General features: G+C 70.5%; 23 protein-coding genes and 1 tRNA gene. 14 read left to right on the top strand and 10 right to left on the bottom strand.

What is annotated here, in order from left to right; genetic code table 11:
• Nucleotides 1-200 precede the first annotated feature (200 nt).
• The 6 genes from aceE (at nucleotide 201) to BJP65_RS01000 (ending at nucleotide 7,881) form a co-directional block, all read left to right on the top strand.
• Nucleotides 201-2,927 (top strand): pyruvate dehydrogenase (acetyl-transferring), homodimeric type, encoded by a 2,727-nt coding sequence (gene aceE / locus BJP65_RS01025; RefSeq protein ID WP_070407955.1) that lies wholly within the window; start codon nucleotides 201-203, stop codon nucleotides 2,925-2,927.
• A 157-nt stretch (nucleotides 2,928-3,084) separates the two neighbouring features.
• Nucleotides 3,085-4,254, top strand: coding sequence for a CdaR family transcriptional regulator (locus BJP65_RS01020; RefSeq protein WP_070409788.1), 1,170 nt, complete (start codon nucleotides 3,085-3,087; stop codon nucleotides 4,252-4,254).
• An 82-nt stretch (nucleotides 4,255-4,336) separates the two neighbouring features.
• Nucleotides 4,337-5,257 carry an ACP S-malonyltransferase gene (locus BJP65_RS01015; protein WP_070407954.1) on the top strand — a complete coding sequence of 307 codons (921 nt, stop codon included), beginning with the start codon at nucleotides 4,337-4,339 and terminating at the stop codon, nucleotides 5,255-5,257.
• Entirely contained in the window at nucleotides 5,254-6,258 is a 1,005-nt protein-coding gene (locus BJP65_RS01010) for a beta-ketoacyl-ACP synthase III (protein ID WP_070407953.1), read from the top strand. The genes BJP65_RS01015 and BJP65_RS01010 overlap by 4 nt, the downstream gene beginning before the upstream one ends.
• 68 nt (nucleotides 6,259-6,326) lie before the next feature.
• A complete protein-coding gene (locus BJP65_RS01005; protein WP_022880558.1) occupies nucleotides 6,327-6,575 on the top strand; it encodes an acyl carrier protein in 249 nt (82 codons plus the stop codon).
• 67 nt (nucleotides 6,576-6,642) lie between these two features.
• Nucleotides 6,643-7,881 (top strand): beta-ketoacyl synthase, encoded by a 1,239-nt coding sequence (locus BJP65_RS01000; RefSeq protein ID WP_055837117.1) that lies wholly within the window; start codon nucleotides 6,643-6,645, stop codon nucleotides 7,879-7,881.
• 140 nt (nucleotides 7,882-8,021) lie between these two features.
• On the opposite strand, the gene BJP65_RS00995 is transcribed toward BJP65_RS01000, so the two are convergent.
• The 3 genes from BJP65_RS00995 to BJP65_RS16415 all read right to left on the bottom strand — a co-directional run bounded on the left by BJP65_RS00995 (nucleotide 8,022) and on the right by BJP65_RS16415 (nucleotide 10,244).
• Nucleotides 8,022-8,525, bottom strand: coding sequence for a DUF3145 domain-containing protein (locus BJP65_RS00995; RefSeq protein ID WP_055940363.1), 504 nt, complete (start codon nucleotides 8,523-8,525; stop codon nucleotides 8,022-8,024).
• Between the two features lie 171 nt (nucleotides 8,526-8,696).
• Nucleotides 8,697-9,491: a hypothetical protein gene (locus tag BJP65_RS00990; RefSeq protein ID WP_083285644.1), complete on the bottom strand. Its 795-nt coding sequence runs from the start codon at nucleotides 9,489-9,491 to the stop codon at nucleotides 8,697-8,699.
• 192 nt (nucleotides 9,492-9,683) lie between these two features.
• Nucleotides 9,684-10,244 carry a hypothetical protein gene (locus BJP65_RS16415; protein ID WP_070407952.1) on the bottom strand — a complete coding sequence of 187 codons (561 nt, stop codon included), beginning with the start codon at nucleotides 10,242-10,244 and terminating at the stop codon, nucleotides 9,684-9,686.
• A 145-nt stretch (nucleotides 10,245-10,389) separates the two neighbouring features.
• Between BJP65_RS16415 and BJP65_RS00980 the strand changes: the two genes are divergently transcribed.
• Nucleotides 10,390-11,064, top strand: a complete 675-nt coding sequence (locus BJP65_RS00980; RefSeq protein WP_070407951.1) for a response regulator transcription factor — start codon at nucleotides 10,390-10,392, stop codon at nucleotides 11,062-11,064.
• Nucleotides 11,061-12,479 (top strand): HAMP domain-containing sensor histidine kinase, encoded by a 1,419-nt coding sequence (locus tag BJP65_RS00975; RefSeq protein WP_070407950.1) that lies wholly within the window; start codon nucleotides 11,061-11,063, stop codon nucleotides 12,477-12,479. The genes BJP65_RS00980 and BJP65_RS00975 overlap by 4 nt, the downstream gene beginning before the upstream one ends.
• A gap of 60 nt (nucleotides 12,480-12,539) precedes the next feature.
• Here the strand turns inward: BJP65_RS00975 and BJP65_RS00970 are convergent, their stop codons facing one another.
• Nucleotides 12,540-12,881 carry a hypothetical protein gene (locus tag BJP65_RS00970; protein ID WP_070407949.1) on the bottom strand — a complete coding sequence of 114 codons (342 nt, stop codon included), beginning with the start codon at nucleotides 12,879-12,881 and terminating at the stop codon, nucleotides 12,540-12,542.
• A 231-nt stretch (nucleotides 12,882-13,112) separates the two neighbouring features.
• Between BJP65_RS00970 and BJP65_RS00965 the strand changes: the two genes are divergently transcribed.
• The 5 genes from BJP65_RS00965 to BJP65_RS00945 all read left to right on the top strand — a co-directional run bounded on the left by BJP65_RS00965 (nucleotide 13,113) and on the right by BJP65_RS00945 (nucleotide 17,929).
• Nucleotides 13,113-13,511 (top strand): GntR family transcriptional regulator, encoded by a 399-nt coding sequence (locus BJP65_RS00965; RefSeq protein WP_055837101.1) that lies wholly within the window; start codon nucleotides 13,113-13,115, stop codon nucleotides 13,509-13,511.
• Entirely contained in the window at nucleotides 13,508-14,419 is a 912-nt protein-coding gene (locus BJP65_RS00960; RefSeq protein WP_070407948.1) for an ATP-binding cassette domain-containing protein, read from the top strand. The genes BJP65_RS00965 and BJP65_RS00960 overlap by 4 nt, the downstream gene beginning before the upstream one ends.
• Complete coding sequence (locus tag BJP65_RS00955) at nucleotides 14,416-15,111, top strand: hypothetical protein (protein ID WP_055837095.1); 696 nt, start codon at nucleotides 14,416-14,418, stop codon at nucleotides 15,109-15,111. Before BJP65_RS00960 ends, BJP65_RS00955 begins: the two co-directional genes overlap by 4 nt.
• A gap of 236 nt (nucleotides 15,112-15,347) precedes the next feature.
• Nucleotides 15,348-16,751 (top strand): hemolysin family protein, encoded by a 1,404-nt coding sequence (locus BJP65_RS00950; RefSeq protein ID WP_070407947.1) that lies wholly within the window; start codon nucleotides 15,348-15,350, stop codon nucleotides 16,749-16,751.
• Entirely contained in the window at nucleotides 16,748-17,929 is a 1,182-nt protein-coding gene (locus tag BJP65_RS00945; RefSeq protein ID WP_308447288.1) for a CNNM domain-containing protein, read from the top strand. Before BJP65_RS00950 ends, BJP65_RS00945 begins: the two co-directional genes overlap by 4 nt.
• A gap of 49 nt (nucleotides 17,930-17,978) precedes the next feature.
• Here the strand turns inward: BJP65_RS00945 and BJP65_RS00940 are convergent.
• Together BJP65_RS00940 and BJP65_RS00935 are read right to left on the bottom strand one after the other, a co-directional pair.
• Nucleotides 17,979-18,052: transfer RNA gene (locus BJP65_RS00940), tRNA-Ile, on the bottom strand.
• A 94-nt stretch (nucleotides 18,053-18,146) separates the two neighbouring features.
• A complete protein-coding gene (locus BJP65_RS00935) occupies nucleotides 18,147-19,109 on the bottom strand; it encodes a DMT family transporter (RefSeq protein ID WP_181015958.1) in 963 nt (320 codons plus the stop codon).
• Nucleotides 19,110-19,150: 41 nt separating this feature from the next.
• Between BJP65_RS00935 and def the strand changes: the two genes are divergently transcribed.
• The gene (gene def / locus BJP65_RS00930) at nucleotides 19,151-19,717 is read left to right on the top strand and encodes a peptide deformylase (RefSeq protein WP_082509726.1); all 567 of its coding nucleotides are present in this window, start codon (nucleotides 19,151-19,153) and stop codon (nucleotides 19,715-19,717) included.
• Between the two features lie 15 nt (nucleotides 19,718-19,732).
• Here the strand turns inward: def and BJP65_RS00925 are convergent, their stop codons facing one another.
• From BJP65_RS00925 to BJP65_RS00910, 4 genes are all read right to left on the bottom strand, one after another.
• Nucleotides 19,733-21,037 carry a glutathionylspermidine synthase family protein gene (locus BJP65_RS00925; RefSeq protein WP_070407946.1) on the bottom strand — a complete coding sequence of 435 codons (1,305 nt, stop codon included), beginning with the start codon at nucleotides 21,035-21,037 and terminating at the stop codon, nucleotides 19,733-19,735.
• Entirely contained in the window at nucleotides 21,037-21,411 is a 375-nt protein-coding gene (locus BJP65_RS00920) for a tRNA-dihydrouridine synthase (protein WP_070407945.1), read from the bottom strand. Before BJP65_RS00920 ends, BJP65_RS00925 begins: the two co-directional genes overlap by 1 nt.
• A gap of 116 nt (nucleotides 21,412-21,527) precedes the next feature.
• Nucleotides 21,528-22,457 (bottom strand): glutaminase A, encoded by a 930-nt coding sequence (gene glsA, locus BJP65_RS00915; protein ID WP_070407944.1) that lies wholly within the window; start codon nucleotides 22,455-22,457, stop codon nucleotides 21,528-21,530.
• Between the two features lie 37 nt (nucleotides 22,458-22,494).
• Nucleotides 22,495-24,843 (bottom strand): acyltransferase family protein, encoded by a 2,349-nt coding sequence (locus tag BJP65_RS00910; protein WP_070407943.1) that lies wholly within the window; start codon nucleotides 24,841-24,843, stop codon nucleotides 22,495-22,497.
• Nucleotides 24,844-24,997: the final 154 nt, after the last annotated feature.

The following is a 24,997-nucleotide window of genomic DNA, read 5'->3' as shown; positions in this document are numbered from 1 at the left end:
AGGGTATTCCTCTGCCCGATCACGGATGCTCGACATCGAGGCATCCGACCACCCGGGAGAGTCGACTCGGTCTTCATGAACAGCCGATGTCGTCGGGACTCGCTAGGCTGGACGCTGGTTGATTGTGCGGAGCGAACAAGGGTTGCCGCACTTTTATGGCGATTCTCTGGCATGACCTGCCAGACGACGAAAGGTCTTCCGTGACTGTTCACGACCAGGATCCGTATTCGCAGGGGCCGCAGGACAGCGACCCGGAAGAGACCGGGGAGTGGCAGGAATCCCTGCGACAGCTCGTCCAGGCGAAGGGTCCGGCTCGCGCCCGCGAGATCATGCTGAGCCTGCTCAAGGGCTCCAAGGAACTGCACCTCAATGTGCCGATGGTTCCGACCACCGACTACATCAACACCATCGCGCTCAAGAACGAGCCCGAGTTCCCCGGTGATGAGGAGCTCGAACGCCGCTACCGCAAGTGGATCCGCTGGAACGCCGCGGTCACCGTGCACCGCGCTCAGCGCCCCGGGATCGGTGTCGGCGGGCACATCTCGACCTACGCCTCGTCGGCCGCCCTCTACGAAGTCGGTTTCAACCACTTCTTCCGCGGCCTCGACGACCCCTCGGGCGGCGACCAGATCTTCATCCAGGGCCACGCCTCTCCCGGTGCGTACGCCCGCGCCTACCTCGAGGGCCGCCTCACCGAGGCGCAGCTCGACGGCTTCCGCCAGGAGAAGTCGCAGGCGCCCAACGGCATCCCGTCGTACCCGCACCCCCGTCTCATGCCGGAGTTCTGGCAGTTCCCGACGGTCTCGATGGGTCTCGGCCCGATCAACGCCATCTACCAGGCGATGTCGAACAAGTACATCTCGAACCGCGGCATCAAAGACGTGGGCGACTCGCACGTCTGGGCCTACCTCGGCGACGGCGAGATGGACGAGGTCGAGAGCCGCGGTCAGCTGCAGGTCGCGGCCAACGAGGGCCTCGACAACCTGACGTTCATCGTCAACTGCAACCTCCAGCGCCTGGACGGACCCGTCCGCGGCAACGGCAAGATCATCCAGGAGCTCGAGAGCTTCTTCCGCGGTGCCGGCTGGAACGTCATCAAGGTCGTCTGGGGCCGCGAGTGGGACGACCTGCTCGCCCGCGACACCGAGGGCGCGCTGCTCAACCTCATGAACAGCACCCCCGACGGCGACTACCAGACCTACAAGGCCGAGAACGGCGCCTACGTGCGCGAGAACTTCTTCGGCCGCGACCCCCGCGCCCTCGAGCTGGTCAAGGACTTCACCGACGACCAGGTCTGGAACCTCAAGCGCGGTGGCCACGATTACCGCAAGGTGTTCGCCGCGTTCAAGGCGGCCAAGGAGCACAAGGGCCAGCCGACGGTCATCCTCGCCAAGACCATCAAGGGCTACGGCCTCGGTCCCCACTTCGAGGGCCGCAACGCCACGCACCAGATGAAGAAGCTGACGCTCGACGACCTCAAGTCGTTCCGCGACGCGATGGACATCCCGGTCACCGACGCGCAGCTCGAAGAGAACCCGTACCAGCCGCCGTACTACACCCCCGGTGAGCAGGACGAGACGATCCAGTACATGCTCGAGCGTCGTCGCGCGCTCGGCGGCTTCCTGCCCGAGCGTCGCACGACGCACGTCGGTCTGGAACTGCCCGGCGATGCCGCGTACGCCCTGCCCAAGAAGGGCTCGGGCACGCAGGAGATCGCCACGACGATGGCGTTCGTGCGTCTGCTCAAGGACCTGCTGCGGGTGAAGGACTTCGGTCACCGCATCGTGCCGATCATTCCCGACGAGGCGCGCACGTTCGGTATGGACGCGTACTTCCCGACGGCGAAGATCTACAACCCCAAGGGCCAGCACTACACCTCGGTCGACCGTGAGCTGCTGCTGGCGTACAAGGAGAGCCCGCAGGGGCAAATTATCCACGTCGGCATCAACGAGGCCGGCGCTCTCGCGGCGTTCACCGCTGCGGGAACGGCGTACTCCACGCACGGTGAGCCGCTCATCCCGGTCTACGTCTTCTACTCGATGTTCGGCTTCCAGCGCACGGGCGACGCTCAGTGGGCGGCGGGCGACCAGATGGCGCGCGGCTTCATCATCGGCGCGACCGCCGGTCGCACGACGCTGACGGGCGAGGGCCTGCAGCACGCCGACGGACACTCGCAGCTGCTGGCGTCCACCAACCCGGCGACCGTGTCGTACGACCCCGCCTATGGCTACGAGATCTCGCACATCGTGCGTTCGGGTATCGAGCGCATGTACGGCGGCAACCACCCCGACCCGAACGTCATGTACTACATGACGGTCTACAACGAGCCCTACGTGCAGCCGGCCGAGCCCGAGGGCGTTGATGTCGACGGAATCGTCCGTGGCATCCACCACATCTCCTCCGGCGAGGGCGATGGCCCCCGCACGCAGCTGCTCGCGTCGGGTGTCGGTGTGCCGTGGGCGCACGAGGCCCAGCGCCTGCTGAAGGACGACTGGGGCGTGGTCGCCGACGTGTGGTCGGTCACCTCGTGGACCGAGCTGCGCCGCGACGGCCTGGCCGCCGACGAGCACAACTTCCTGCACCCCGAAGAGGAGCCCCGCGTGGCCTACCTCACCGACAAGCTGAAAGAGGCCGAGGGCCCCGTCGTCGCCGTGAGCGACTGGATGCACGCCGTCCAGGACCAGATCCGCCAGTGGGTTCCGCAGAACTACTGGACGCTCGGTGCCGATGGCTTCGGCTTCTCGGACACGCGCGCCGCGGCCCGTCGCTTCTTCAAGATCGACGGCCCCTCGCTCGCCGTTCGCGCCCTGCAGGCGCTGGCCGAAGAGGGCAAGGTCGATCGCGCCGTCGTCGGACGGGCGATCGAGAAGTACCGTCTGCACGACGTCAACGCCGGCACCAGCGGTAACGCGGGTGGCGAGGCCTGATCGCGTGAGCGATCCGGAGATCGGGACCGGCCCCGCCCTTTCGGGTGGGGCCGGTCCCGATCGCGTTTCCTCCGGCGGCGGCGAGACCGGCGCCGCGCCCGCCGGCTCCGACCGCGTCGCGCGCGACAAGGCCGAGACTCTCGCGTGGCTCCGCCGGATCTCGGGCGACCTCGCCACGGCGACCATCCAGCGCCTCGAAGACACGCTCCCCTGGTACGCCGGCATGCCCCCGGCGCGCCGTTCGGCCGTCGGGCTCGTCGCCCAGGCCGGCATCACCTCGTTCACCCAGTGGGTCGAGGACCCGGCGCAGACCCCCGCGATCGCGTCCGACATCTTCGCCGCCGCGCCCCGCGAGCTGTTGCGCAGCGTCAGCCTCACCCAGACGCTGCAGCTGGTACGCGTGACCGTCGAGGTCATGGAGGAACGCGTCGCCGGGCGCAGCAAGACCGTGCGCGAGGCCATGCTGCTCTACTCGCGCGAGGTGGCGTTCGCCGCGGCCGACGTGTATGCCCGCGCAGCCGAAGCCCGAGGCCTCTGGGACGCCCGGCTCGAAGCCCTCGTCGTCGACTCGATCCTCACCGGCGAAGCCGATGACGAACTCCCCAGCCGCATCGCGGCCCTCGGCTGGCACGGCCACGGCGAGGTTGCCGTGCTGGTGGGCACGACTCCCCCGCAGTTCGACGTCGACCAGGTGCGCCGCACCGCGCGCAAGCTCGGCGTCGACGTGCTCATCGGTGTGCAGGGGTCGCGGCTCGTACTGGTGCTCGGACGCGCCGACCTCCCCGCCCGCGGGGGTGACGAGGCCACCGAGCTCGCCTTCACCGAGATCGCCAAGCGCCTCGAGCCCGGCTTCGGCACGGGGCACCTCGTGCTCGGGCCTCCCGTCGCCGCTCTCGTCGACGCGGGACAGAGTGCCCGCGCCGCGCTGGCGGGCTTCGCCGTCGCGCGCGCGTGGCGGAACGCCCCCCGCCCGGTCGAGGCCGACGACCTTCTGCCCGAGCGGGCCCTCGCCGGCGACGCGGTGGCGAAGCAGACGCTGGTGGAGCGCGTCTACCGACCCCTGCAGGCGCACAGCGCCGACCTGGTCGCCACGCTCTGGAGCTACCTCGACAACGGTCGGTCTCTCGAGGCCACCGCGCGCGAGCTCTACGTGCACCCCAACACCGTGCGGTATCGCCTCAAGAGGGTGTCGGAGGTCATCGGATGGGATGCCACGGGGCCCCGCGAGGCGCTCATCCTGCAGACCGCGTTGATCCTCGGATCGATCGGAACCGACGCCACGCGTCGACGCGGACCCGCCGGTCGGCGCTCCTCTCTGCCGCGCTGATGCACGGCGCGCACAAAGACACGCCGTATTTCTGTGTCGATATCTCCAGAACCCCGCGCCTGATCCTTGGCAGGATGGAACGGTGATCATCGCCGTCTTCCCCGGGCAGGGCTCGCAGACTCCTGGGTTCCTCTCCCCCTGGCTCGAACTCGACGGAGCGCGGGAGCGCCTCGAGGCCTACTCCGAGCAGGCCGGCGTCGATCTCGTCGCCGCCGGAACCGAGTGGGACGCCGACCGTATCCGCGACACCAGCGTCGCGCAGCCGCTCATCGTCGCGGCGAGCCTGCTGTCGTGGTCGGCCCTGACGGCATCCGACGCCCCTCGACCCGCCGGTGTCGCGGGGCACTCCGTCGGAGAGATCGCCGCCCTCGCGGCATCCGGCGTCATCGACGAGGCCGACGCCCTGCGCCTGGTCGGACTGCGCGGGCGCGCCATGGCCGAGGCGGCCTCGGCCGTCGAGACGGGCATGAGCGCCGTGGTCGGCGGAGACGAGGCCGCCGTGCTCGAGCGTCTCGAAGCGCTCGGGCTCACCCCGGCCAACTACAACGGCGGCGGTCAGATCGTCGCCGCCGGCGAACTGCCCGCTCTGGCGGAGCTCGCCGCCGACGCCCCGCGCGGAACCCGGGTGATCGCCCTGCAGGTCGCCGGTGCGTTCCACACGCGCTTCATGGAACCCGCCGTCGAGACGCTGCGCGCCGCCGCCGCCGACGTGTCGGTGTCGGACCCCTCGACGACGCTCTGGACCAACTCCGACGGCACCATCGTCGACCAGGGGCGCCGCGCGCTCGACCTCGTCGTCGCCCAGGTGGCGTCGCCCGTGCGCTGGGACCGCTGCATGGCGTCGTTCGCCGAGCAGGGTGTGACCGGCATCATCGAACTCTCGCCCGCGGGCGCCCTGACCGGGCTCGCCAAGCGCGCCCTGCGTGGAACGCCGACCGTGGCGGTCAAGACCCCCGACGACCTCGACGCGGCCGTCTCACTCCTGAAAGAAGACCAGGCATGAGCACCCCCACCCTCCGTCAGCTGCAGGGCCCCGCCCACACGCGCATCTACGCGTACGGCGCCGCGCGCGGCGAGAACTTCGTGCCGAACGACGACCTCGTCGGCCCCATCGACTCGAGCGACGAGTGGATCCGCCAGCGCACCGGCATCGTCACGCGCGTTCGTGCGAACGCCGAGACCGACGTCATCGACCTCGCCACCGATGCCGCCCGTGAGGCCGTCGAGAGGTCGGGCGTCGCGCCGGCCGACATCGACGCCGTGATCGTGGCGACCATCAGCAATCCCAAGCAGACGCCCTCGGCCTCGGCGATCGTCGCCGACCGGATCGGCGCCAACCCCGCGGCGGCCTACGACCTCAACGCGGCCTGCGCCGGCTTCGCCTACGGCGTCGCCCAGGCCGACGCCCTGGTGCGCGGCGGTCTCGCGAAGCACGTGGTCGTGGTGGGCGCCGAGAAGCTCAGCGACATCGTCGACCCCACCGACCGCAGCATCTCGTTCCTGCTCGGCGATGGTGCCGGCGCGGTCGTCATCGGCCCGAGCGACACCCCCGGCATCGGTCCCACCGTGTGGGGATCCGACGGATCGAAAGCGGATGCCGTGGGCATGAACGCCACGCTGACGCAGTTCCGCGACGGAGCCGCGCCGTGGCCGACGCTGCGCCAGGAGGGTCCCACCGTGTTCCGCTGGGCCGTCTGGGAGATGGTCAAGGTCGCGCGTCAGGCGATCGAGGCGGCCGGCATCGAGCCGTCGGACCTCGCCGCCTTCGTGCCGCACCAGGCGAACATGCGCATCATCGACGAGTTCGCCAAGCAGCTGGGTCTGCCCGAGACGGTGGTCATCGGCCGCGACATCGAGACCACGGGCAACACCTCCGCGGCATCCATCCCGCTCGCCACCCACCGCCTGCTCGAGGAGCACCCCGAGCTCAGCGGCGGGCTCGCCCTGCAGATCGGCTTCGGAGCCGGTCTCGTGTTCGGCGCGCAGGTCGTCGTCCTTCCCTGACGCAGCGTCGCCGAACTCTAGACTGATCGGGGCCCGTCAGGGTCCACCCCTAACAAACAGGAGACATCATGGCATTCACCAACGACGAGGTTCTCGCCGGCCTTGCCGAGCTCATCACCGACGAGACCGGTATCTCGGCCGACGAGGTCGCCCTCGAGAAGTCGTTCACCGATGACCTCGACATCGACTCCATCTCGATGATGACGATCGTCGTCAACGCCGAGGAGAAGTTCGGCGTCACCATCCCCGACGACGAGGTCAAGAACCTCAAGACCGTCGGCGACGCTGTCACGTTCATCACGTCGAACCAGTCCTGACTCTCCCGGTGGGGGCTTCGGCCCCCACCGGTCATGTCTTTCCGGTCGGACCAAGGATCCTTCACCCATGAGCACATCCCGCATCGTCGTCACCGGCATCGGTGCCACCTCGCCCATCGGCGGTACCGCCCCCGAGAGCTGGTCGGCGCTGCTCGCCGGCACCTCCGGCGCGCGCACCCTCGAGCACGAATGGGTCGAGAAGTACAACCTGCCCGTCACCTTCGCCGCCGAGGCGCTCGTGCGACCCGAGACGGTTCTGGATCGTCCCGTCGCCAAGCGCCTCGACCCCTCGGCGCAGCTGGCCATGGTCGCCGCCAAAGAGGCCTGGGAAGACGCGGGCTCGCCCGACGTCGACCCCGATCGCCTCGGCGTCGACTTCGCCACCGGCATCGGCGGCGTGTGGACGCTGCTCGACGCCTGGGACGTGCTGCGTGAGAAGGGCCCGCGTCGCGTCATGCCGATGACGGTGCCGATGCTCATGCCGAACGCGGCCGCCGGCAACCTCTCGCTGCACTTCAACGCCCGGGCGTTCGCGCGCACCGTGGCCTCGGCGTGCGCCTCGAGCACCGAGTCGATCGTGAACGCCGTGCAGCATATCCGCGACGGTCTGGCCGACGTCGTGATCGCGGGCGGAAGCGAGTCGGCGATCCACCCGATCACCATCGCCTCGTTCGCGTCGATGCAGGCGCTGTCGAAGCGCAACGACTCCCCCGAGACGGCCTCGCGTCCGGCGAGCATCGACCGTGACGGTTTTGTCATGGGCGAGGGCGCGGGCGTGCTGATCCTCGAGACCGAGGAGCACGCCCTGGCCCGCGGCGCCAAGATCTACGCCTCGATCGTGGGAGGCGGCGTCACCGCCGACTCGTACCACATCACCGCCAACGACCCCGAGGGCACGGGAGCCGCCCGCGCGGTGCGCCTGGCGCTCGAGATGGCGGGGGCATCGGCAGACGATGTCACGCACATCAACGCGCACGCCACCTCGACCCCCGTGGGCGACCCGAACGAATACAAGGCCCTCCACACGGTGTTCGGCGACCGGATCGACGAGATCCCCGTGTCGGCGACGAAGGCCTCGACGGGTCACCTGCTGGGTGGCACGGGAGCGCTCGAGGCCATCTTCACGGTGCTCGCGCTGAAGAACCGCGTCGCGCCTCCGACCATCAACCTCACCGAGCAGGACCCCGACGTGCCCTTCGCGCTCTCGGGTGCGCCGGTCGAGCTGGGCTCCGGCGACCAACTCGCGATCAGCAACTCGTTCGGCTTCGGCGGTCACAACGCCGTCGTCGCGATCGCCTCGGTCTGACGCACGAAGAACGCCCCCGGCATCCCGAATCGAATCGGGACGCCGGGGGCGTTCTGCCTTTGTCGGGCGAGGGATACGCGGTCTCGATGCCGGGTGCGATCACCGGCCTCCGGTAGTGGCGCCTCCCCCGCCCGACGTCTTCACCCCACCTTGTGCAGCCAGACGATCTGCTGGTCGTCGCTGGCGTGGCGGAAAGGTTCGAGCTCTTCGTCCCAGGCGGAGCCGAGCGCGATGTCGAGTTCGCGCTGCAGCTCGAGGGCGTCGCCGCCGGCGACGTCCATCGCGTAGCGCACGCGGTCCTCGCCGATGACGACGTTGCCCGCGGCGTCCGTCTGCGCGTAGTGGATGCCGAGACCCGGCGTGTGCATCCAGCGGCCGCCGTCGCTGCGGGGCGTGGGATCTTCGCTCACCTCGAAGCGCAGGTGCTCCCACCCGCGGATGGCACTGGCCAGGGCGGCGCCGGATCCGACCGGGCCCTCCCAGTAGAACTCCGCGCGGCGGCTGCCCGTCAGCACGGGCTGTTCGGCCCAGTCGAAGTTGACGGCGCGGCCGAGAGCGCGTCCGACCGCCCACTCGAGGTGGGGGCACAACGCGCGGGGCGCGGAGTGGATCAGAATCACTCCGCGCGAAGACGTGATCGCCATGGTCTCTCCTTCGTCAGGTACGTCTTCCCCTACGACCTGTGATGGAGTGCCGGCGATTGTTCGGTTGTCCGGCCATTATCGCCCGTTCATAACGAAATCACAACACTGTGATTTCGCCGCAGATGGTCAGGTCGTACGGCATGCTCCGCGCGGCGTCAGGGTCGTCGCAGATCAGCCGAACCAGAGGGCCCAGTACAGGGCGAAGTTGCGGTTGCCGTAGGCCGAGCACCCGTCGCCCGTCCCCCAGCGTGCCGTGAGAGCCGCGGCGTTGGGTTGGTAGGGCGTGTAGTTGTACAACGCCGCGGTGGCCTCGTTGGTGATCGTCACGTCGGAGCCGCCGCACGCGGCATCGGGCGAGTAGGCGATGTAGTGCGTTCCCGGTTGCCGCATGAAGTCGGAGGCGCTGTACGACTTCAGGTCGGTCGCGCCCTGGGCCACCTGGGCGGCGAAACCCTCGGCGCCCGTGTCGCACGCGGCGTCGTCGGGGCATCGAGCCCCCATCGCCGCTCCGAGCTCGCGCGGTTCGGGGGCTCGGGCGGTGCGACCGGCGACGAGGCTCTGTTCTTTCTGCAGCGTGACCAACAGCACCTTCGCCGAGATGCCGCACGCGCGCTGGACGCGGTCGATGATCTCGGCCGCCGTCAGCTCCCCGCCGTCGTAGCCCTCGCAGACCGTCTCTCCCGTGGCATCCGAGACGATCGGCCCCCGAGGGGGAAGGGTGGTCCGCAGGACCGCGAGGCAGGAATCGTTGCGACATTCACCCACCTGTGCGTCGAGGAAATCCTGGATCTCGCCGGCCGACAGGGCGTTCGCGTCGTAGAAGTCGGCGTCGCTGATGAGGGTGCCGGGATCGAACGTCGTCAGATCGACGGCCTGGCGGCGTGTCTCGGCGTTCCAAGCCGAGACGAGGCCGGCCAGCGGCACGATCGCCAGCACGACGAGGCCCGCGAGCAGGATGCCGACCACACCGACGATGATGCGCCGGCGACGCAGAACACGTGGTGCGGGCCGACGCCGACGAGAAGGGCGAGCGCGGGGGCGTCCGGGGGTCGGGCGGCGGGTCCGCGTGCTGTTCGCCACCCCTCGATCGTGCCCCACCGCGCTGACCGCGCGCTGCACGCCGAGGGGCGTGGCGCGGCGATCAGCGCGGGTGAGGTGTCACGAACCGGGCTGGGCCGGAGGCGTGGCGCCGGTGCCGGGCTCGGTGCCCGGGGCCGGAGGGGTGGGAGCGGTGCCGTCGGTCGGGGGCGTGGGACGCTCCCCGGCGTCCGGTCCGGAGCCCGGGGTCGGCGGGGTGGGGGCGGTTCCGTCGGTGGGCGGGGTCGGGGCCGTGCCGTCGGCGGGCGGGGTCGGCGCGCCGGGACCACCGGGTCCGCACTCGCCCGGCTTGGCTCCGGGACCCGGGGCCGCGGGGGCCGTGCCGTCGGCGGGAGGCGTGGGGGCCGAACCGTCGGCCGGTGCGGTCGGGGCACCGCTCGGGGTCGTGCCCGGGGTGGGCGTGGTCGTGCTCGGCGAGACGCCGTCGGCGCTCGGCGCCGACGTGACCGACGCGACGGGCGTCATGCCGCCCGACGACGCCAGAGCGGCGGTGCCGCCGGTGAGGCCGGCGGCCACGATGACCGCGCCGGCGATGAGGGCGGGACGCTTCCACGACCGACGACGCGGCTCGTGCGCGTCGTCCATGCGGGGCAGCGGGAGGGTGGGGTTGTCGTCGTTCATGATCTCTTTCTGCGGCGGTGTCGGTCACCGTCTCGAGTACCAGCCTTCGAGCGGGGACTGAAGCGAACCTGAAGCCGCCGACCGTGCGGTCAACCCAGGCCGTTCGCATAACGGGCATGCAGCGATGGGCCCTAGCGTGGGGAGGATGTCCTCTGCTGCCCGCGTGCTCGTGCTCGACGACGACGAGACCATCCGCGTCGCCGTCGCGACCGCCCTGCGCGCCGACGGATTCGTCGCCGAGGCCGCGCCCGACGGCACCGACCTCGCCGAGCGCCTCGAGATGTTCCGCCCCGACCTGGTGGTGCTCGACTGGATGATGCCCGGGCCCTCCGGCATCCGGTTGCTTCCGCTCGTGCGCTCCCGCAGCGACGCGGCGGTCATCATGCTCACCGCCCGCGACGAGGTCGACGATCGTCTGCGCGGCTTCGCCGAGGGCGCCGACGATTACGTCGTGAAACCGTTCACCATGGCCGAGCTCATCGCGCGTACGAGCGCCGTGCTCCGTCGCCGCGGTCGTCTGCCGCAGACCATCGAGGTGGCCGACCTCGTGGTGGATCCGGATGCCACGACCGCGCGCCGCGCCGGATCGTCGCTCGATCTGACCGCGACGGAGTTCCGCCTGCTGCGGCTGTTCGCCGAGAGTCGTGGTCGCACGCTGTCGAAGGCGCAGATCCTGACGCAGGTGTGGGGGTACGACGACTACGACCCCAACCTGGTCGAGGTGCACCTGAGCGCGCTGCGCCGCAAGATGGAGGCGCACGGTCCCCGGCTCATCCACACCGTGCGCGGGCTCGGCTACCGCCTGAGCGTGACGCCGTGAGCGACACCCGGCCGCTGCGCGCGGGGTCGCTGCGGCGGCGCACCATCGTCGCGGTCGTCGCCCTCGTCGCGCTGCTGCTCATCGTGCTCTCGGTCGTCGTCGACGTCGCCCTCGGCGCCCGCCTGCGCGGCCAGATCGAGGAGCGCCTGCGCGACCGCGCCGCCGCGGCCGCCTCGCTCGTCGGCACGGTCGACGACGAGGACCTGGCCGAGCGACTGTCGGATCAGGGCCTGTCGGTGCGCATCGACAGCGCGGGCGGCGACTCGGTCGTCGCGGGGCCGAGCCCCGAGCAGCTGCGCGACGGGCCGCCCGGTCCCGGCGGCCCCGGTCCCGCCGAGCGGTCGGTGCCTCTCCCCTCGGCGTCGACCGACGTGAGCGTCGTCGCCTCGGCCGTCACGGGCGACGCCGACCTCGTGACGCTGACTTCCACGCTGAGCGACGGTTCCACACTGAGCCTCACGGCATCCGCCGCCGGGATCGGCGAGACGCTCGGCCAGGTGCGGTGGATCATGGCGATCGCCTCGGTCGGCGTGCTCGTGGTGGCCGCCGGAGCGGTGACCCTCGTCGTGCGTCGCACGCTGCAGCCCCTGGACCGGGTCTCGGAGGTGGCCCGCTCGATCGGAGCCGGTGAACGCGGGCGACGCCTGCACCCCACGCGATCCGACACCGAGATCGGTCGGGTCGCGACGGCACTCGACGACATGCTCGACGACGTCACGGGAGCCGAGCAATCCGCGCGCGAGGCCGAGGCCCGCCTGCGCGTGTTCCTCTCGGATGCCGCACACGAGCTGCGGACGCCGGTCGCCGGCATCCGCGCCGCCGCCGACACGCTGGTGCGGGCCGATCTCGACGGACCCGAGCGCGAGATGCTCGCCGCGCACGTCGCCCGCGAGGCCCAGCGCGCCTCCCGTCTGGTCGACGACCTGCTCACGATGGCCCGGGTGGATCAGGGGCTCGAGCTGACGCGGAGCTCTGTCGATCTGCGGACGATCGTGGCAGCCGAGATCGAACGCGCCCAGCTCGTGCACCCGTCGCTGCAGGTGTCGTCGGTGGTTCCGGATGCCGCCGTGCCGGTGCGCATCGACGCGGGGCGCATCGCGCAGGTCCTGTCGAACCTGGTCGAGAACGCCGCGCGCGCGACGAACGGGCGCGGCACGGTCGTCGTCGAGGCCGCGGTGACGGGCGGCGCCGCCACCGTCGCCGTCAGCGACGACGGTCCGGGCGTGCCGGCCGAGGAGCGGGAGCGCATCTTCGACCGTCTCGTGCGCCTGGACGCCGCGCGCTCGCCCTCGGGCGGCGTGGGCCTCGGCCTGCCCATCGCGCGCGGGATCGCCCGAGCGCACGGCGGTGAGGTACGAAACGTTCCCCGTGATGCCGGGGCGCGTTTCGAGCTGACGCTGCCGGTCTCGGACTGACCGGGCGCCGTCGCGACCGGCCGCACCGGCGGACGCGACGACCACCGGTGCGAAACCGGGTCAGCGTCCGGCGCGCACCCCCGCGGGTTGACGGGTCGCGATCGGCAGTGGGGCGATGCCCGCCGCGGTGAGCGTGAGCCCATCGGCGCCGCTGGCGTCGTGCATCATCTGGTCGACGAGCTCGCGATCGATGGCGGGTTCCCGTCCCCCGTAGAACTGCATGACGAGCGCGTTGGAGGCGTGGATCCAGAGGCTGGCCTGCCGAACGCCCTCGTTCACCGGCAGCTGGAGCATGAAGCCCTCGTTGCGGCGGAGCTTGTTCATCACGACGATGCGGAGATGGGCGAGGATGCGGTCGTCGATATCGAACGACGCGCGGTCACGGTAGATGAGGCGTCCCACGGCGGGTCCATTTCTGGCGCGACGAAGCGCACCTGTTGAGCAAGGGCGGGACCACGCCGGGAAGCGAGGCAATGCGGGACCTCTATTCTGCCACCCGGATCGAGGTCGGGGCGCGTTCGAGCGAGACCATCCTCAGGTCGGGCGTGTCGTGTCAGAACTCGCTCTTGACACGCGTATCACCCCTGTTAGATGGTTACTTAGTCAAGTAGGTAACCAAGAGACGGAGGTCGCATGATCGACGACGGCCGAGCGCTGTTCCTCCAGATCGCCGAGAGCGTCGAGGACGCGATCGTCGACGGTTCGCTGGCCGAAGAGAGCCGTGCGCCCTCGACCAACGAACTGGCGGCGTTCCACCGCATCAACCCCGCCACCGCAGCGAAAGGAATCACCATGCTCGTCGACAAAGGCGTGCTGCAGAAGCGACGCGGCATCGGCATGTTCGTCGCGGTCGGAGCACGGGAACAGCTCCTGGGCGAGCGCCGCTCGGCATTCGCCGACCGCTTCGTCGAGCCCCTCCTCACCGAGGCCCGCACGCTGGGCCTCGGCCCCGACGATCTCGCCGACCTCATCCGCGAGCGCGCGGCGCTCGGCTCCTCCCCCGCCCACACCAACGAAGGGATCGCCCGATGACCGCTGTGATCGAGGTCGCCGGCCTCCACAAGCGCTACCGTGACGCCGCCGCCCTGGACGACGTGTCGTTCCGCATCGAGAAAGATGCCATCTACGGCCTGCTGGGGCGTAACGGCGCCGGCAAGACCACCCTGATGTCGATCCTGACCGCGCAGAACTTCGCCACCGAGGGGAGCGTGCGCGTGTTCGGCGAGGACCCGTACGAGAACCCGCGGGTGCTGTCGCGGATGTGCTTCGTGCGCGAGAGCCAGAAGTATCCCGATGATGCCAAGCCCGCCCACGCCTTCGCGGCCGCGAAGATCTTCTTCCCGAACTGGGACGACGACCTCGCCGCCGATCTCATCCGGCAGTTCCAGATCCCCGTGACTCGAACGATCAAAAAGCTCTCGCGTGGTCAGCTCTCGGCCGTGGGGGTCGTCATCGGCTTGGCATCGCGCGCCGAGATCACGTTCTTCGACGAGCCGTACCTCGGACTCGACGCGGTGGCCCGTCAGATCTTCTACGACCGTCTGCTCGAGGACTATTCCTCCCACCCGCGCACGATCATCCTCTCCAGTCACCTCATCGACGAGGTCGCCAACCTGCTCGAACGCGTCATCGTGCTCGACGGGGGCCGTGTGGTGATGGACGAAGACACCGATGCCGTGCGGGAGCGGGCCGCGACCATCGTCGGAGACGCCGCCGCCGTCGACGCCTTCTGCGTGGGCCGTGAGGTGCTGCACCGGGAAGCGCTCGGAGGCGTCGCCTCGGTCACGATCCTGGGCGCCCTGACCCCGGGCGACCGACGCGCCCTCGCCGAGGCGCGGCTCGAGGTCTCGCCCGTCTCGCTGCAGGAGTTCATCGTCCGCGCGACCCCGCACGCGGCGAGCGCGTCGGCCGCCACCCTTCCGGAAGGAGCGCTGCGATGAACCGCGCGCTGAACGTCGTCCGTCTTCAGCTCATCAACCGTCAGACGTTCGTCTGGATCCCCCTGATCATCCTGTTCGGCTCTCTCGCCATCAGCTTGCTGCTCTACGGCATCATCCAGTCGGCGGGGGCGCGCGGCGTGATGATCAGCGGTGGGGTGCAGGCGCCCCTGTGGTACTTCGGCGTCATCGGCGCCCAGTCCCTGACGCGGACTTTCCCGTTCTCGCAGGCGATGAGCGTCACCCGTCGCGACTTCTTCGCCGGCACCCTCCTGACCGCTGCGCTGACGGCGGCACTGCTGTCGGTGGTCTTCGTCCTCGGCGGCATGATCGAGCGGGCGACCAACGGCTACGGGATGAACGGGTGGTTCTTCTACATCCCGTGGGTGTGGGAGGCCGGTCCGCTCGCCGCGGGAGTCGCCTACTTCGCCCTGGCGATGTTCTTCTTCGTCATCGGCTTCTGGGCCGCCACCGTGTTCAAGCGCTTCGGCGGCCTGGTGACCACGGTCACCCTGGTCGGCGTCGGCCTGCTCCTCGTGCTCGTGGTGTGGCTGATCACGGTGACGCGGTCGTGGCAGGGGGTCGCCGACATCGTTCTCACGCTCGGCGCCCTCGGCCTCGCGGTCTGCGGGATCGTGCTCACCGCGGTGCTCGCGACGTCGTCGTTCGCGACGTTGCGCCGCGCCGTCCCCTGACACGGATGCGAAGGGGCCGGACCGTCTCGGCGGTCCGGCCCCTTCGCGTTCCCGCGCGGCAGCGAGCCCGGCGGCGAGGCGAATCCCCAGCTACGAGCGAGCGGCCTCGGTAGCATCGAAGGGATCTGCGATCACCCGACCCACGAGAGAGACAACCCCGTGAGCCCTCACCGCACCTCCACCGACCAGGAGGGCCGATCTTCGAGCCCCCTCTTTCCGAGAGGGGGTGAGATCTGATGCTGGCTGCGGTCTTGACGCTCCTGGTGGGCGTCATCGTGACGCTGGCGATCATCGTGGCCTGCGGCTTCTTCGTCGCTCAGGAGTTCGCGTACATGTCGGTCGACCGCTCGCGCATGGCGGCGTTGGCCGAGAAGGGCGACGCCCAGGCGAAGCGCGTCCTCGCCATCACCAAGCGCACGTCGTTCATGTTGTCGGGCGCGCAGCTCGGCATCACCGTCACCGGTCTGCTGATCGGGTACGTCGCCGAACCGCTCATCGGTGAATCACTCGGGACGCTGCTCGGCGGGGTCGGGATCGATCCGGCCGTCTCGGTGCTGATCGGCACCGTCGGCGCCCTGTTGCTCGCCACGATCGTCACCATGATCTTCGGTGAGCTGTACCCGAAGAACCTCGCCATCGCCGACCCTGAGCCGCTGGCGCGCGCCCTCGCCGTGCCGACGCGCATCTACCTCCTGCTGTTCGGCTGGTTGATCTCGGTCTTCGACGTCGCCGCCAACGCCCTGCTGCGGGTGCTGCGCATCGAGCCGCTCGAAGACGTCGACGAGAGCGCGACCGCGCGCGACCTCGAGGCCATCATCGAGGAGTCCCGCGCGAGCGGTGACCTGCCCGACGATCTGTCGATGATCATCGACCGCATCCTCGACTTTCCGCACCGCGATGTGGAGCACGCGATGATCCCGCGTTCCCAGATCGATTCGGTCACCCCCGAGACCACCGTGGGCGAGGTGCGCGCCCTGATGGCCACCGGGCACACCCGCTACCCCGTCATCGGTGACGAGGACTCCCCCGTCGGTGTCGTCGAACTCATCGACGTGCTGCGCGAGAACCCGTCGGAAGAGACCCCCGTGGCCGCCGTCATGCGCGCCGCGGTCGTGCTGCCCACCTCGATGCTGCTCCCCGTCGCGTTGGATCGCATGCGCCAGACGCGCAACGAACTGGCGTGCGTCGTCGACGAGTACGGCAACTTCGACGGCATCCTGACCATCGAGGACCTGACCGAAGAAGTCATCGGCGAACTCTCCGACGAACACGACGTCGAGGTCGCCGAGGCCGCCTCGGTCGGCGACGACGCGTGGAGCGTTCCCGGCGACCTGCATCTCGACGAGCTCGAGCGACTCATCGGCCACGACCTCACCGAGGGCGACGTCGAGACGGTCGCCGGTCTCGTCATCGAGGCGCACGGCGACCTTCCGGCCGTCGGCATCGTCGTGCGGGTGGATCTGCCCGAACGTGCGTCCGAGACGGTGCAGGGTCTCGACATCGAGCGCTGGCTCGCGATCGAGGTCGTCGAGGTCGACCGGCACGTGCCCTCGCAGCTGAAGGTCGACCTGCACGAGGTGGACCGGGATGCCGAGCCCGCCGACGACGTCGTCGCGATCGACGGGGAGGTGGCCCGATGAACGGCTGGACCGTCGCTCTCATCACCACCGCGCTCATCGTCGCGAGTGCGTTCTTCGTGATCGTCGAGTTCGCGCTGCTCGCCGCCCGACGTCACCGACTCGAAGAAGAGGCGGCGACCAGCGCCTCGGCGCGCTCTGCCCTGCGCGGCGTCAACGAGCTGACCGTCATGCTCGCCTTCGCGCAGTTGGGCATCACCGCCTGCACGTTCCTGCTCGGCGCGATCACCAAGCCGGCCATCGACTACGCCCTGGCACCGGTTCTCGAGCAGTGGGGGCTCCCTCCCGTTCTGTCCGGGGTCATCGCGTTCATGCTGGCGCTGATCGTGGTGACGTTCCTCCACCTCGTGATCGGCGAGATGGCGCCCAAGTCGTGGGCGATCGCCCACCCGGAGACGGCGGCGAAGGCCACCGGCATCCTGGCCCGCGCCCTCACCTGGCCGCTGCGCCCGTTCCTGCTGTGGATCAACCACATCGCCAACCGCCTCGTGAAGGCGTCGGGCGTGGAGCCCGTCGACAAGGCCGCCGCCGGTGGGCAGGATGCCGACACGATCCGCGAACTCGTGGCGCACTCGCGTCGGGCGGGCACGCTCGAGAAGCAGTACTCCGAGCCGATCGCGCAGGCAATCGCGCTGGGGACGCTGACGGTCGGCGACATCGTGCGCACCGATCGCACGCCGACGTCGGTCGCCGCGGATGCGACGGTCGCCGACATCCAGGCGGTCGCCGCCTCGTCGACGCACCTGCGCATCCTCGTCGGGGCGGGTGCGACGTCACGCGTCGCCCACGTGCGCGACACGCTCACCGTCGACCCGACGACCCCGGCGCTCGAGATCGCGCGCGAGCCCCTGGTGCTGGAGCCGTCGGCGTCGGCGTACGATGCTCTCGCGCGCATGCGGCGCGGGCGCGTGCAGTTGGCGACGGTCGTCGACGGCGAGCGTTTGATCGGGGTGGTCACCCTCGACGACCTGTTGCGCGAGATTCTGCCGGGCGCGGGGGAAACTCGTTCCGCTCGCACGGTAGGTGGTGCGGGTCCCGCGTCGCGTTGGGCGGAGCGGGACCGTTGCGCCACTCGTCGTGAGCGGTTGGCGCGCATGCGACCACTTCTCGTATCGAACCCGCCCGACCAGGGACTACCGTCCTGTCCGGGAGATGGTTCGGCAGCCCACGCGACGGTGTGAGGGCAGAGAAAACGCCCTCCGATCATGCACGGCCTGACGGAGGGGAACGTAGGGCGGGTGGGACTTGAACCCACGATCGTCGGGTTATGAGCCCGCTGCCTTGACCAGCTTGGCCACCGCCCCCAGCGACGACGAGCCTACCGGCATCCATCGTCCGCCGAGAAAAGCGGGGCTCAGGGCCGGCCTGCCGCCGTGGCCCGGCTAAGCCCCATCCCGCTCAGCGCACGCGCGGCTTGGCGGGCTTGCCGTCGCCGGCGATCTGCGGGTGGTGCTTGGTGAGCTGGATGACGCCCCACGTGGCGATCGCGCCGGCGATGACGAAACCGATCAACGCCCACGCGGGGGCGGTCGACGCCTCGCCCAGCACCAGCAGGCCGATCAGCACGGCCACGATCGGGTCGATCACGGTGAGTCCGGCGATGACCAGGTCGGGCGGGCCGACCGAGTAGGCGGTCTGCACGAAGTAGGCGCCGACGGCGACGGCGGCGACCAGCGCGACGACGCAGAGCAGGGTGAGCCACTCGAAGTTGCCGGCCTGGATGCGGCTGATGATGACCTTGGCGAGGGTGGCCACGAAGCCGTAGATGACGCCGGCGGCCATGATGTAGAACAGGGCCTGCGCGCGGCGGCGCACCAGCATCCAGAAGGCACCGAAGACCACGACGACCACGGCCAGGATGCCGAGGATGATCAGCAGCTCGCGCTCGGTGACCACGTGCTCGGTGGCGAAGAACGCGGCGATCGTCACGAAGATGAAGATGCCGCCGACGCACAGGGCGATCGCGATGAGCGACTGCCGGGTGGGCTTGTGGTGGGAGACCCGGGCGTTCAGCACCGTCGTGATGACGAGCGCGATCGCACCCAGCGGCTGCACCAGGATGAGCGGTGCGACCGAGAGCGCCCCGAGCTGGCAGACGATGGCGAGCGCGAGCATCACGGTGCCCGCGACCCACGACGGACGCGTCAGCAGCGAGGTGAGCTGCTTGCGCGAGAGGCCGCCGGTGGTCTTGCCCGACAGGCGCTCCACCTTCTGCACGCCCCGGTGCTGGTACTGCGCTCCGAACGACATGAACACCGCGCCGAGAAGGGCGAGCGGGATGCCGAGAAGGATGCGCGGATCGCGGAAGATGCCGACGAGATCGTCGATACCGTCGGTCAGGGAGACATCGAGCGGGATCACCCCTCGACGATAACGGTCCGGTCGCTGGTTAGGCTGGAGACGTGGCCGTACTCCCGATTCGCATCATGGGCGATCCCGTGCTGCACGCCCCCGCTGCCCGCGTCGACGAGATCACCGACGAGGTGCGCACCCTCGTGGCCGACATGTTCGAGACCATGGACGCCGCCCCCGGTGTCGGGCTCGCGGCTCCCCAGGTGGGTGTGGGCCTGCGCATCTTCACCTACACGTACGAGGACGACGAGGGCCTCCCCTGGCGCGGCGTGGTCATCAACCCCGAGCTGTGGATCCGCCCCACCGAGCCGGGGTACCCCGATCCCGACGACGAGTCGGAGGGGTGCCTGTCGTTCCCCGGTGAGCGCTTCCCGCTGCGACGGTCCGAGGCCGCGCTGATGACGGGGACCGATCTCGACGGGCACTCGGTGCGCGTCGAGGTCACCGGGTGGCGCGCGCGCATCCTGCAGCACGAGTTCGATCACCTCGACGGCATCCTGTACGTCGACCGCCTCGACGACGAAGACAGCCGGGTCGTCGCGAAGATCGCGAAGAAGCGCAAGTGGGGCAAGCCCGGCGTCTCGTGGATGCCGGGCGTCGACGATATCGACGCCTGAGCGATCCGGCCGGTCTCAGCCCTCGATGATGTTCGGGGCGAAGCGGCAGTAGTAGTCGGTGATGGGTCCGTCGGATTCGCGGATGCCGACCCCGTACGCCTCGTCGTCGACCACCCACGACCCGAGCACGGGGTGATTGCTGCCCCGCGACCCGCGGAAGTCGGGCAGCTCGTGGTACTGCTGCCACACGCGCTCGCGCCCGGTGCCTTCGCGCCGGTACTCCTGACCGTTCGAGGCGACGCTGCCGTCGGCGCGGTGCACCCGGATACCGTCGCCCTCGCGGCCGAAGACGGGTTTGACCACGAAATCGGTCATGCCGTTCGGGCCGTCCGCGTAGGCGGGCAGCAGGTTCGGGTGCCCGGGGTACATCCGCCACAGCGCGACCAGCAGCAGCTTGTTCGAGAGGAACATCTTCCACGCCGGTTCGTACCAGCGGCCGAACAGTCCGCGTCCGGCGATGAGCAGGGCGCCGAACTCCTGGTCGCCGATGACCCGATCCTCACCCGAGACCAGGTCTTCCCACGGGTACAGCTTGAAGAGGTTGCGGATGACGGGGTACTGGGTGCCCGGGGTGTCGCCGGGCAGCGCGGCGATGCTGCGGGATGAGCCCCACGCCTCGGGAACGCCGACGAACTGGCGCGCGCCGTGGTGCCAGCCGATGTCCTTCATCTCGATGCCGGTGTGCTCCCACCCCGCCTCGGCGGCGAGATCGCGCATGTAGGCAACGGTGTCCCAGTCCTCGCCATAGATGTCGGCATCCGAGTGCGCGACGAACAGGCGACCGCCCTCGCCCTCGTTCAGCGAGCGGTGCAGCAGGGTGCGCCACCGCGCGACGAGCGCTTCGTGCAGGCCGTTCCACTGGTCTGTGTCGGCGGGGAGCGCACCGGTCTTGATGCGGTCCTGCAGCCAGAACCACTGCGTGAGCGAGGCCTCGATGAGTCCGGTCGGGGTGTCGGCGTTGTACTCGAGCATCTTGGCCGGGGTGTCGTCGCCTGCGTACGCCAGATCGAAGCGGGCGTACACGTCGGATTCGTCCTGCTCGAGCGACCACTGCGCGAGCTCGAACGCTTTCGGGGTGAGCCCGAGCGAGCCGAGTTCTCCGGATGCCAGGTAGCGGGCCGCCTCGCGGCACATGCGGTGCAGCTCCTCGGTCTGCCGCTCCAGTTCCTCGACCTCGGGAAGGGTGAAGACGTAGGCCGCGCCGTCGTTCCAGTACTCGACCGCCGTGCCGTCGTCGCGCAGGGAGCGGGAGTAGATGAGGCCGGACTGCTTGATCGTGCGTTCCCAGTCGGGGCGCGGCTCGAGCTCGATGCGGCGCATCAGCCGCCGTGGCTTCCGTCGGACCCCGAGCCGCCGAACCCACCGCGCGAGACGCTCGCGCCGTCGCCCGAGATGCCTTTGGCCGCGGTCTTTCCGCCCGGCAGGGTGTCGACGCCCCCCGCGACGGGTTGGCCGACGGCCGGGACCGTGCGACTCCCCGACCCGAGGGGAAGGAAGTACCAGTGCGCCCCGCCGCCGTGGTTGTTGCAGTCGTCGTCGGGCAGGCGCTTCTCGGTCGCGTTGTCCTGACAGATCTGTGCGTAGTCCTCGGAGACGTTCGTCCCCTGCCCGCATCCCGTGAGGGTCGCGGCCAGGGCGGCGACGACGCCGACGGACACGCTGCGTGAGGCGTGTCGGCGCGCGACAGGGGGCATCGGTTCTCCTGCGAGATCAGGCGGGGATCGGGGGTCACGCCGATGCTCTCACACGCACGGGCGGTGCGGGTCGAGATGCACCGGGCGCGCCCTCCGGTGTCGGTGGAGAAGCGCGTTCAGACCGAGAAGCTGTGCAGCTGCAGGTCGTCGCTGAGCATCTCGCTCGCCCGACGGCCGCGCACGCTCGTGCCCTGACCGTCGAGGCGCGGACTGACGACCGCGGCTCCCAGACGCCCCGGCGCCGACAGCACAATCGCCCCCGACACGCTCGACTTGGCGGGCACGCCGACCGCGCGCATCCACCGCCCCGACCCGTCATACACCCCGCAGGTCGCCATGACCGAGACGACGTCGCGGGCCACGCGCGCCGAGACGACGCGTTCGCCGGTGCGGGGGTTTACTCCGCCGAGCGCGAGGGTCGCGCCCATGACCGCGAGGGTCTCGGCATCGACGAGGGTCGCGCACGCGCGGGCGTACACGGCCACCGCGTCGTCGGCCGAGGGCTGCAGCGCGCCTTCGGCCCGCATGAGGTGGGCGAGGGCGTGGTTGCGGTCGCCGAGCAGATGCTCGTTGTGCGCGACCTGCTCGTCGACGAGCAGGTCGCGGCCGGCGAAGGCCGAGAGGCCCCGGGCGATCCGCGCGCTCCGCTCGTCGGGACCGTCTCCCTCGACGAGCGAGGCCGTCAGCAGCGCCCCCGCGTTGACCATCGGGTTCGGCGGCCGACCGGTGCCGCTTTCGAGCTTGATCGCGTCGAAGGCCTCACCGGTGGGTTCGATGCCCACGAGATCGAGGGCTTCTCCGTCGGTGTCGACGAGGGCGAGCGCGAAGAGGAAGGGTTTGACCGCCGACTGCACGCTGAACGGCACCTCGGCCTGGGCGCTGGTGCGCACGGTGCCGTCGGGCAGCGCCAGGGCGAGAGCGCACAGGTCGGGATCGGCGTCGGCCAGCTGCGGGATGCTGTCGTCGACCGTGCCACCGCGCTCCGAGAGCAGGCGCGATCGGAGCGCGTTGAGGTCGAGGGAGCGGGGATCGGGGGGCGAGGTCACTCCCCCAGCCTGTCAGCCGAGCGAGCGCGCGGGGCCGTCAGTACAGTCCGCGGGCCGAGAGCTCGTCGCGCAGGATCGGCGCGAGGCGCTCGGAGAACGCCGGTGTCAGGTGCATGTCGTCGTACCGCACGGGTGTGTCGCCGGCGAACGCGGGGCACACTCCCTGCCAGCACGAGAACGGCAACGCGTCGATCACCGCCTCGCCGGTGGCGGCCGCCTGCGCCTCGGTGGCGGCCTGCATCTGCGTCCACACGTCGTCGACGGCGGCGAGGCACGCCGCCGGGCCCGTGAGCGGGGAGTAGCAGCGTCCCAGGTCGGCGCCGTGCGGCGGAGGCGCGAGGAACACGGTGTGCCCGGCCGGCGCCCACCCCGAGACCTCGTTCGCGACCCCGGATGCCAGCTCCGCGGCGTTGAGGTCCCGCCCGTCGACCGTGCGGGCGAGCGTGTAGGCGTTCGACACGACGAGCAGGTCGGCGGGGTCGGCCGCGACCATCGCGGCGATGTCGGACTTGCGCCCGGCGCACCCGGCGGTCACCGCGGGGTCGCGGCTCTCGACGAGGGCGTCGGTGAAACGGCATCCGTACATTCCGACGGTCGTGACGCGCCACGCTCCGCCGCTCGCGTCGGCGAGGGCTCGGAAGGCGGGCGCGTAGGCCATCGCGCTGGAATCGCCGACGAGGTACAGGTGCCGCGGAGCGTCGGCGTTCCCCCACGTGCAACGGCCGGCGTCGGGAGCGATGTCGGGGGTGAAGCAGTCGTGCGCGGGATCGGTGGCCGAGGTGGCGCGCATCACCTCGTCGAGCGAGGGATGCAGATCGGGCCAGCTCGACGCCGTCGTCGCCGCGGCGAGCTCGCCCTGCAAAGCGGCGAGGGCGGCGCCGGCGTCGGCCACGGGAGCGGCGGCGACGGGTGCGGCGGGCGCGACGATGACCGGCGCCCCGTACGCGACGAACACCGCGAGCACGGTCGCTCCGGCCCCGATCGCCAGGGTGGCGCCGGCCAGGGCGATGCGCGGGGCGAAGCGCGTTCTCCACTCGGCCCAGGAGTCACCGGAGCCCCGGGCCGGCGCCGGGGTGGGCACCGGCGCGGGCTGCGGCGGGATGATTTCTGCAGCGGGGGCCGGTTCCGGAGCGACCGCCTCGGTGGTCGCGCTCTCGGTCGCTCGCCGTCCCGGGTAGTACCGCTGCCCGGGCACCCATCCGGCGGGGCGAGACGCGAGCGCGGCGGCCCGTGGCGTCGGCACCGCGACATCGGCGAGGGCAGGGGGCGAGGCGGCCGTGACTTCGTCGGCGGTCGGAGCGCCCCCGTTCGGGCGGACCAGCCACGGCGAGCGGTGCAGCGGCTGCTCGACGCCGAGGTAGGTCGCAACGGTGAGCACGACCATCACCAGCACGGTGATGCCGGTGGCCGCGGGCCCGGGCGCCAGCAGGGCCCCGGCGAAGACGATGACGGGAAGGTGCCAGAGGTACAGCGAGTACGACGCGTTGCCGATCGCGACCGCCAGCGGATTCGAGACGACGAAGAGGGAGCGGTGACGCGGGTCTCCCCCGGTGCCGCCCGCGATCACCAGCACCGCGCCCGCGACGGGCAGCACGGCCCAGGGGGCGGGGAACGGCGCCGTCGGATCGACGACGAAGAACGACGCCACGACGAGTGCCACCCCGGCCCACGAGAGCAGAGCGCGCAGGGGGCTCGGCATCCGGAGCAGGAGCGGCACGAGGGTCGCGACGACGGCGCCGGTCGCGAGTTCGCCCGCGCGGGTTCCGGTCGAGAAGTACGCCACGCTCGGGTCGAGCGGGGTCTGCACCCAGGCGAGGGCGGCGGATGCCAGCACCACGGCGCTCGACAGCAGGCCCACCGCGACGCGCGCCCCCGTACCCCGCCGACGCGCGACGGGGAGCATCAGCACGAGCAGCATGACGAGGAGGGGCCAGAGGAGCGAGAACTGCTCCTCGATCGACAGCGACCAGAAGTGCTGCAGCGGTGAGACGGCGATGGTGGAGAAGTAGTCGCGTCCCTCGAGGGCGAAGCGCCAGTTCGAGACGAGGCCGACCGCGGCGAGAGCGTCGCCCACGATGCTCTCGGCGCGGGTACCGGGGAACACCACGAAGGCGGCGCCCACGGTGGCGGCCAGCACCACGAGGGCCGCGGGCAGAAGGCGTCGGAGGCGTCGGGCGAAGAACGCCGACAGGCGCACGGCGCCGGAGGCGTCCAGATCGCGCAGCACGATGCCGGTGAGCAGGAACCCCGAGAGCACGAAGAACACGTCGACGCCGACGAAGCCTCCGCGCGGCCATCCCGTCAGGTGCGTGGCGACCACGGCCACGACGGCGAACGCCCGGAGCCCCTGGAGATCGCGGCGCGCGGGGGCTGCGGGTGCGGTCACGACGGCGTCCTCTCCGGCCGCCGAGCGACGGCCGGAGCGAGTCTAATGGAACCGCTCCCATACGCCGCGCACAGGTGGCCGCTGTTCAGAGCGCGAGACGTGCGACTCGCCCGTCCCGGGCCCGACGAGGGTCGCCCGGAAAAGAGGAAAGGCC

Source organism: Microbacterium sp. BH-3-3-3 (assembly GCF_001792815.1).
In the GTDB taxonomy this organism is placed as follows: domain Bacteria; phylum Actinomycetota; class Actinomycetes; order Actinomycetales; family Microbacteriaceae; genus Microbacterium.
This window is presented reverse-complemented; position numbering and strand designations above follow the sequence as displayed.

What these genes read in the sequence shown, in the direction of transcription:
- BJP65_RS01005 (WP_022880558.1), top strand. Translation starts at nt 6,327, where the DNA reads ATGGCATTCACCAACGACGAGGTTCTCGCCGGCCTTGCCGAGCTCATC.
- BJP65_RS00920 (WP_070407945.1), bottom strand. Translation starts at nt 21,411, where the DNA reads ATGCCCCCTGTCGCGCGCCGACACGCCTCACGCAGCGTGTCCGTCGGC.
- BJP65_RS16415 (WP_070407952.1), bottom strand. Translation starts at nt 10,244, where the DNA reads ATGAACGACGACAACCCCACCCTCCCGCTGCCCCGCATGGACGACGCG.
- BJP65_RS00980 (WP_070407951.1), top strand. Translation starts at nt 10,390, where the DNA reads ATGTCCTCTGCTGCCCGCGTGCTCGTGCTCGACGACGACGAGACCATC.
- BJP65_RS01000 (WP_055837117.1), top strand. Translation starts at nt 6,643, where the DNA reads ATGAGCACATCCCGCATCGTCGTCACCGGCATCGGTGCCACCTCGCCC.
- BJP65_RS00945 (WP_308447288.1), top strand. Translation starts at nt 16,748, where the DNA reads ATGAACGGCTGGACCGTCGCTCTCATCACCACCGCGCTCATCGTCGCG.
- BJP65_RS00995 (WP_055940363.1), bottom strand. Translation starts at nt 8,525, where the DNA reads ATGGCGATCACGTCTTCGCGCGGAGTGATTCTGATCCACTCCGCGCCC.
- BJP65_RS00965 (WP_055837101.1), top strand. Translation starts at nt 13,113, where the DNA reads ATGATCGACGACGGCCGAGCGCTGTTCCTCCAGATCGCCGAGAGCGTC.
- BJP65_RS00960 (WP_070407948.1), top strand. Translation starts at nt 13,508, where the DNA reads ATGACCGCTGTGATCGAGGTCGCCGGCCTCCACAAGCGCTACCGTGAC.
- BJP65_RS00925 (WP_070407946.1), bottom strand. Translation starts at nt 21,037, where the DNA reads ATGCGCCGCATCGAGCTCGAGCCGCGCCCCGACTGGGAACGCACGATC.
- BJP65_RS00955 (WP_055837095.1), top strand. Translation starts at nt 14,416, where the DNA reads ATGAACCGCGCGCTGAACGTCGTCCGTCTTCAGCTCATCAACCGTCAG.
- BJP65_RS00950 (WP_070407947.1), top strand. Translation starts at nt 15,348, where the DNA reads ATGCTGGCTGCGGTCTTGACGCTCCTGGTGGGCGTCATCGTGACGCTG.
- BJP65_RS01010 (WP_070407953.1), top strand. Translation starts at nt 5,254, where the DNA reads ATGAGCACCCCCACCCTCCGTCAGCTGCAGGGCCCCGCCCACACGCGC.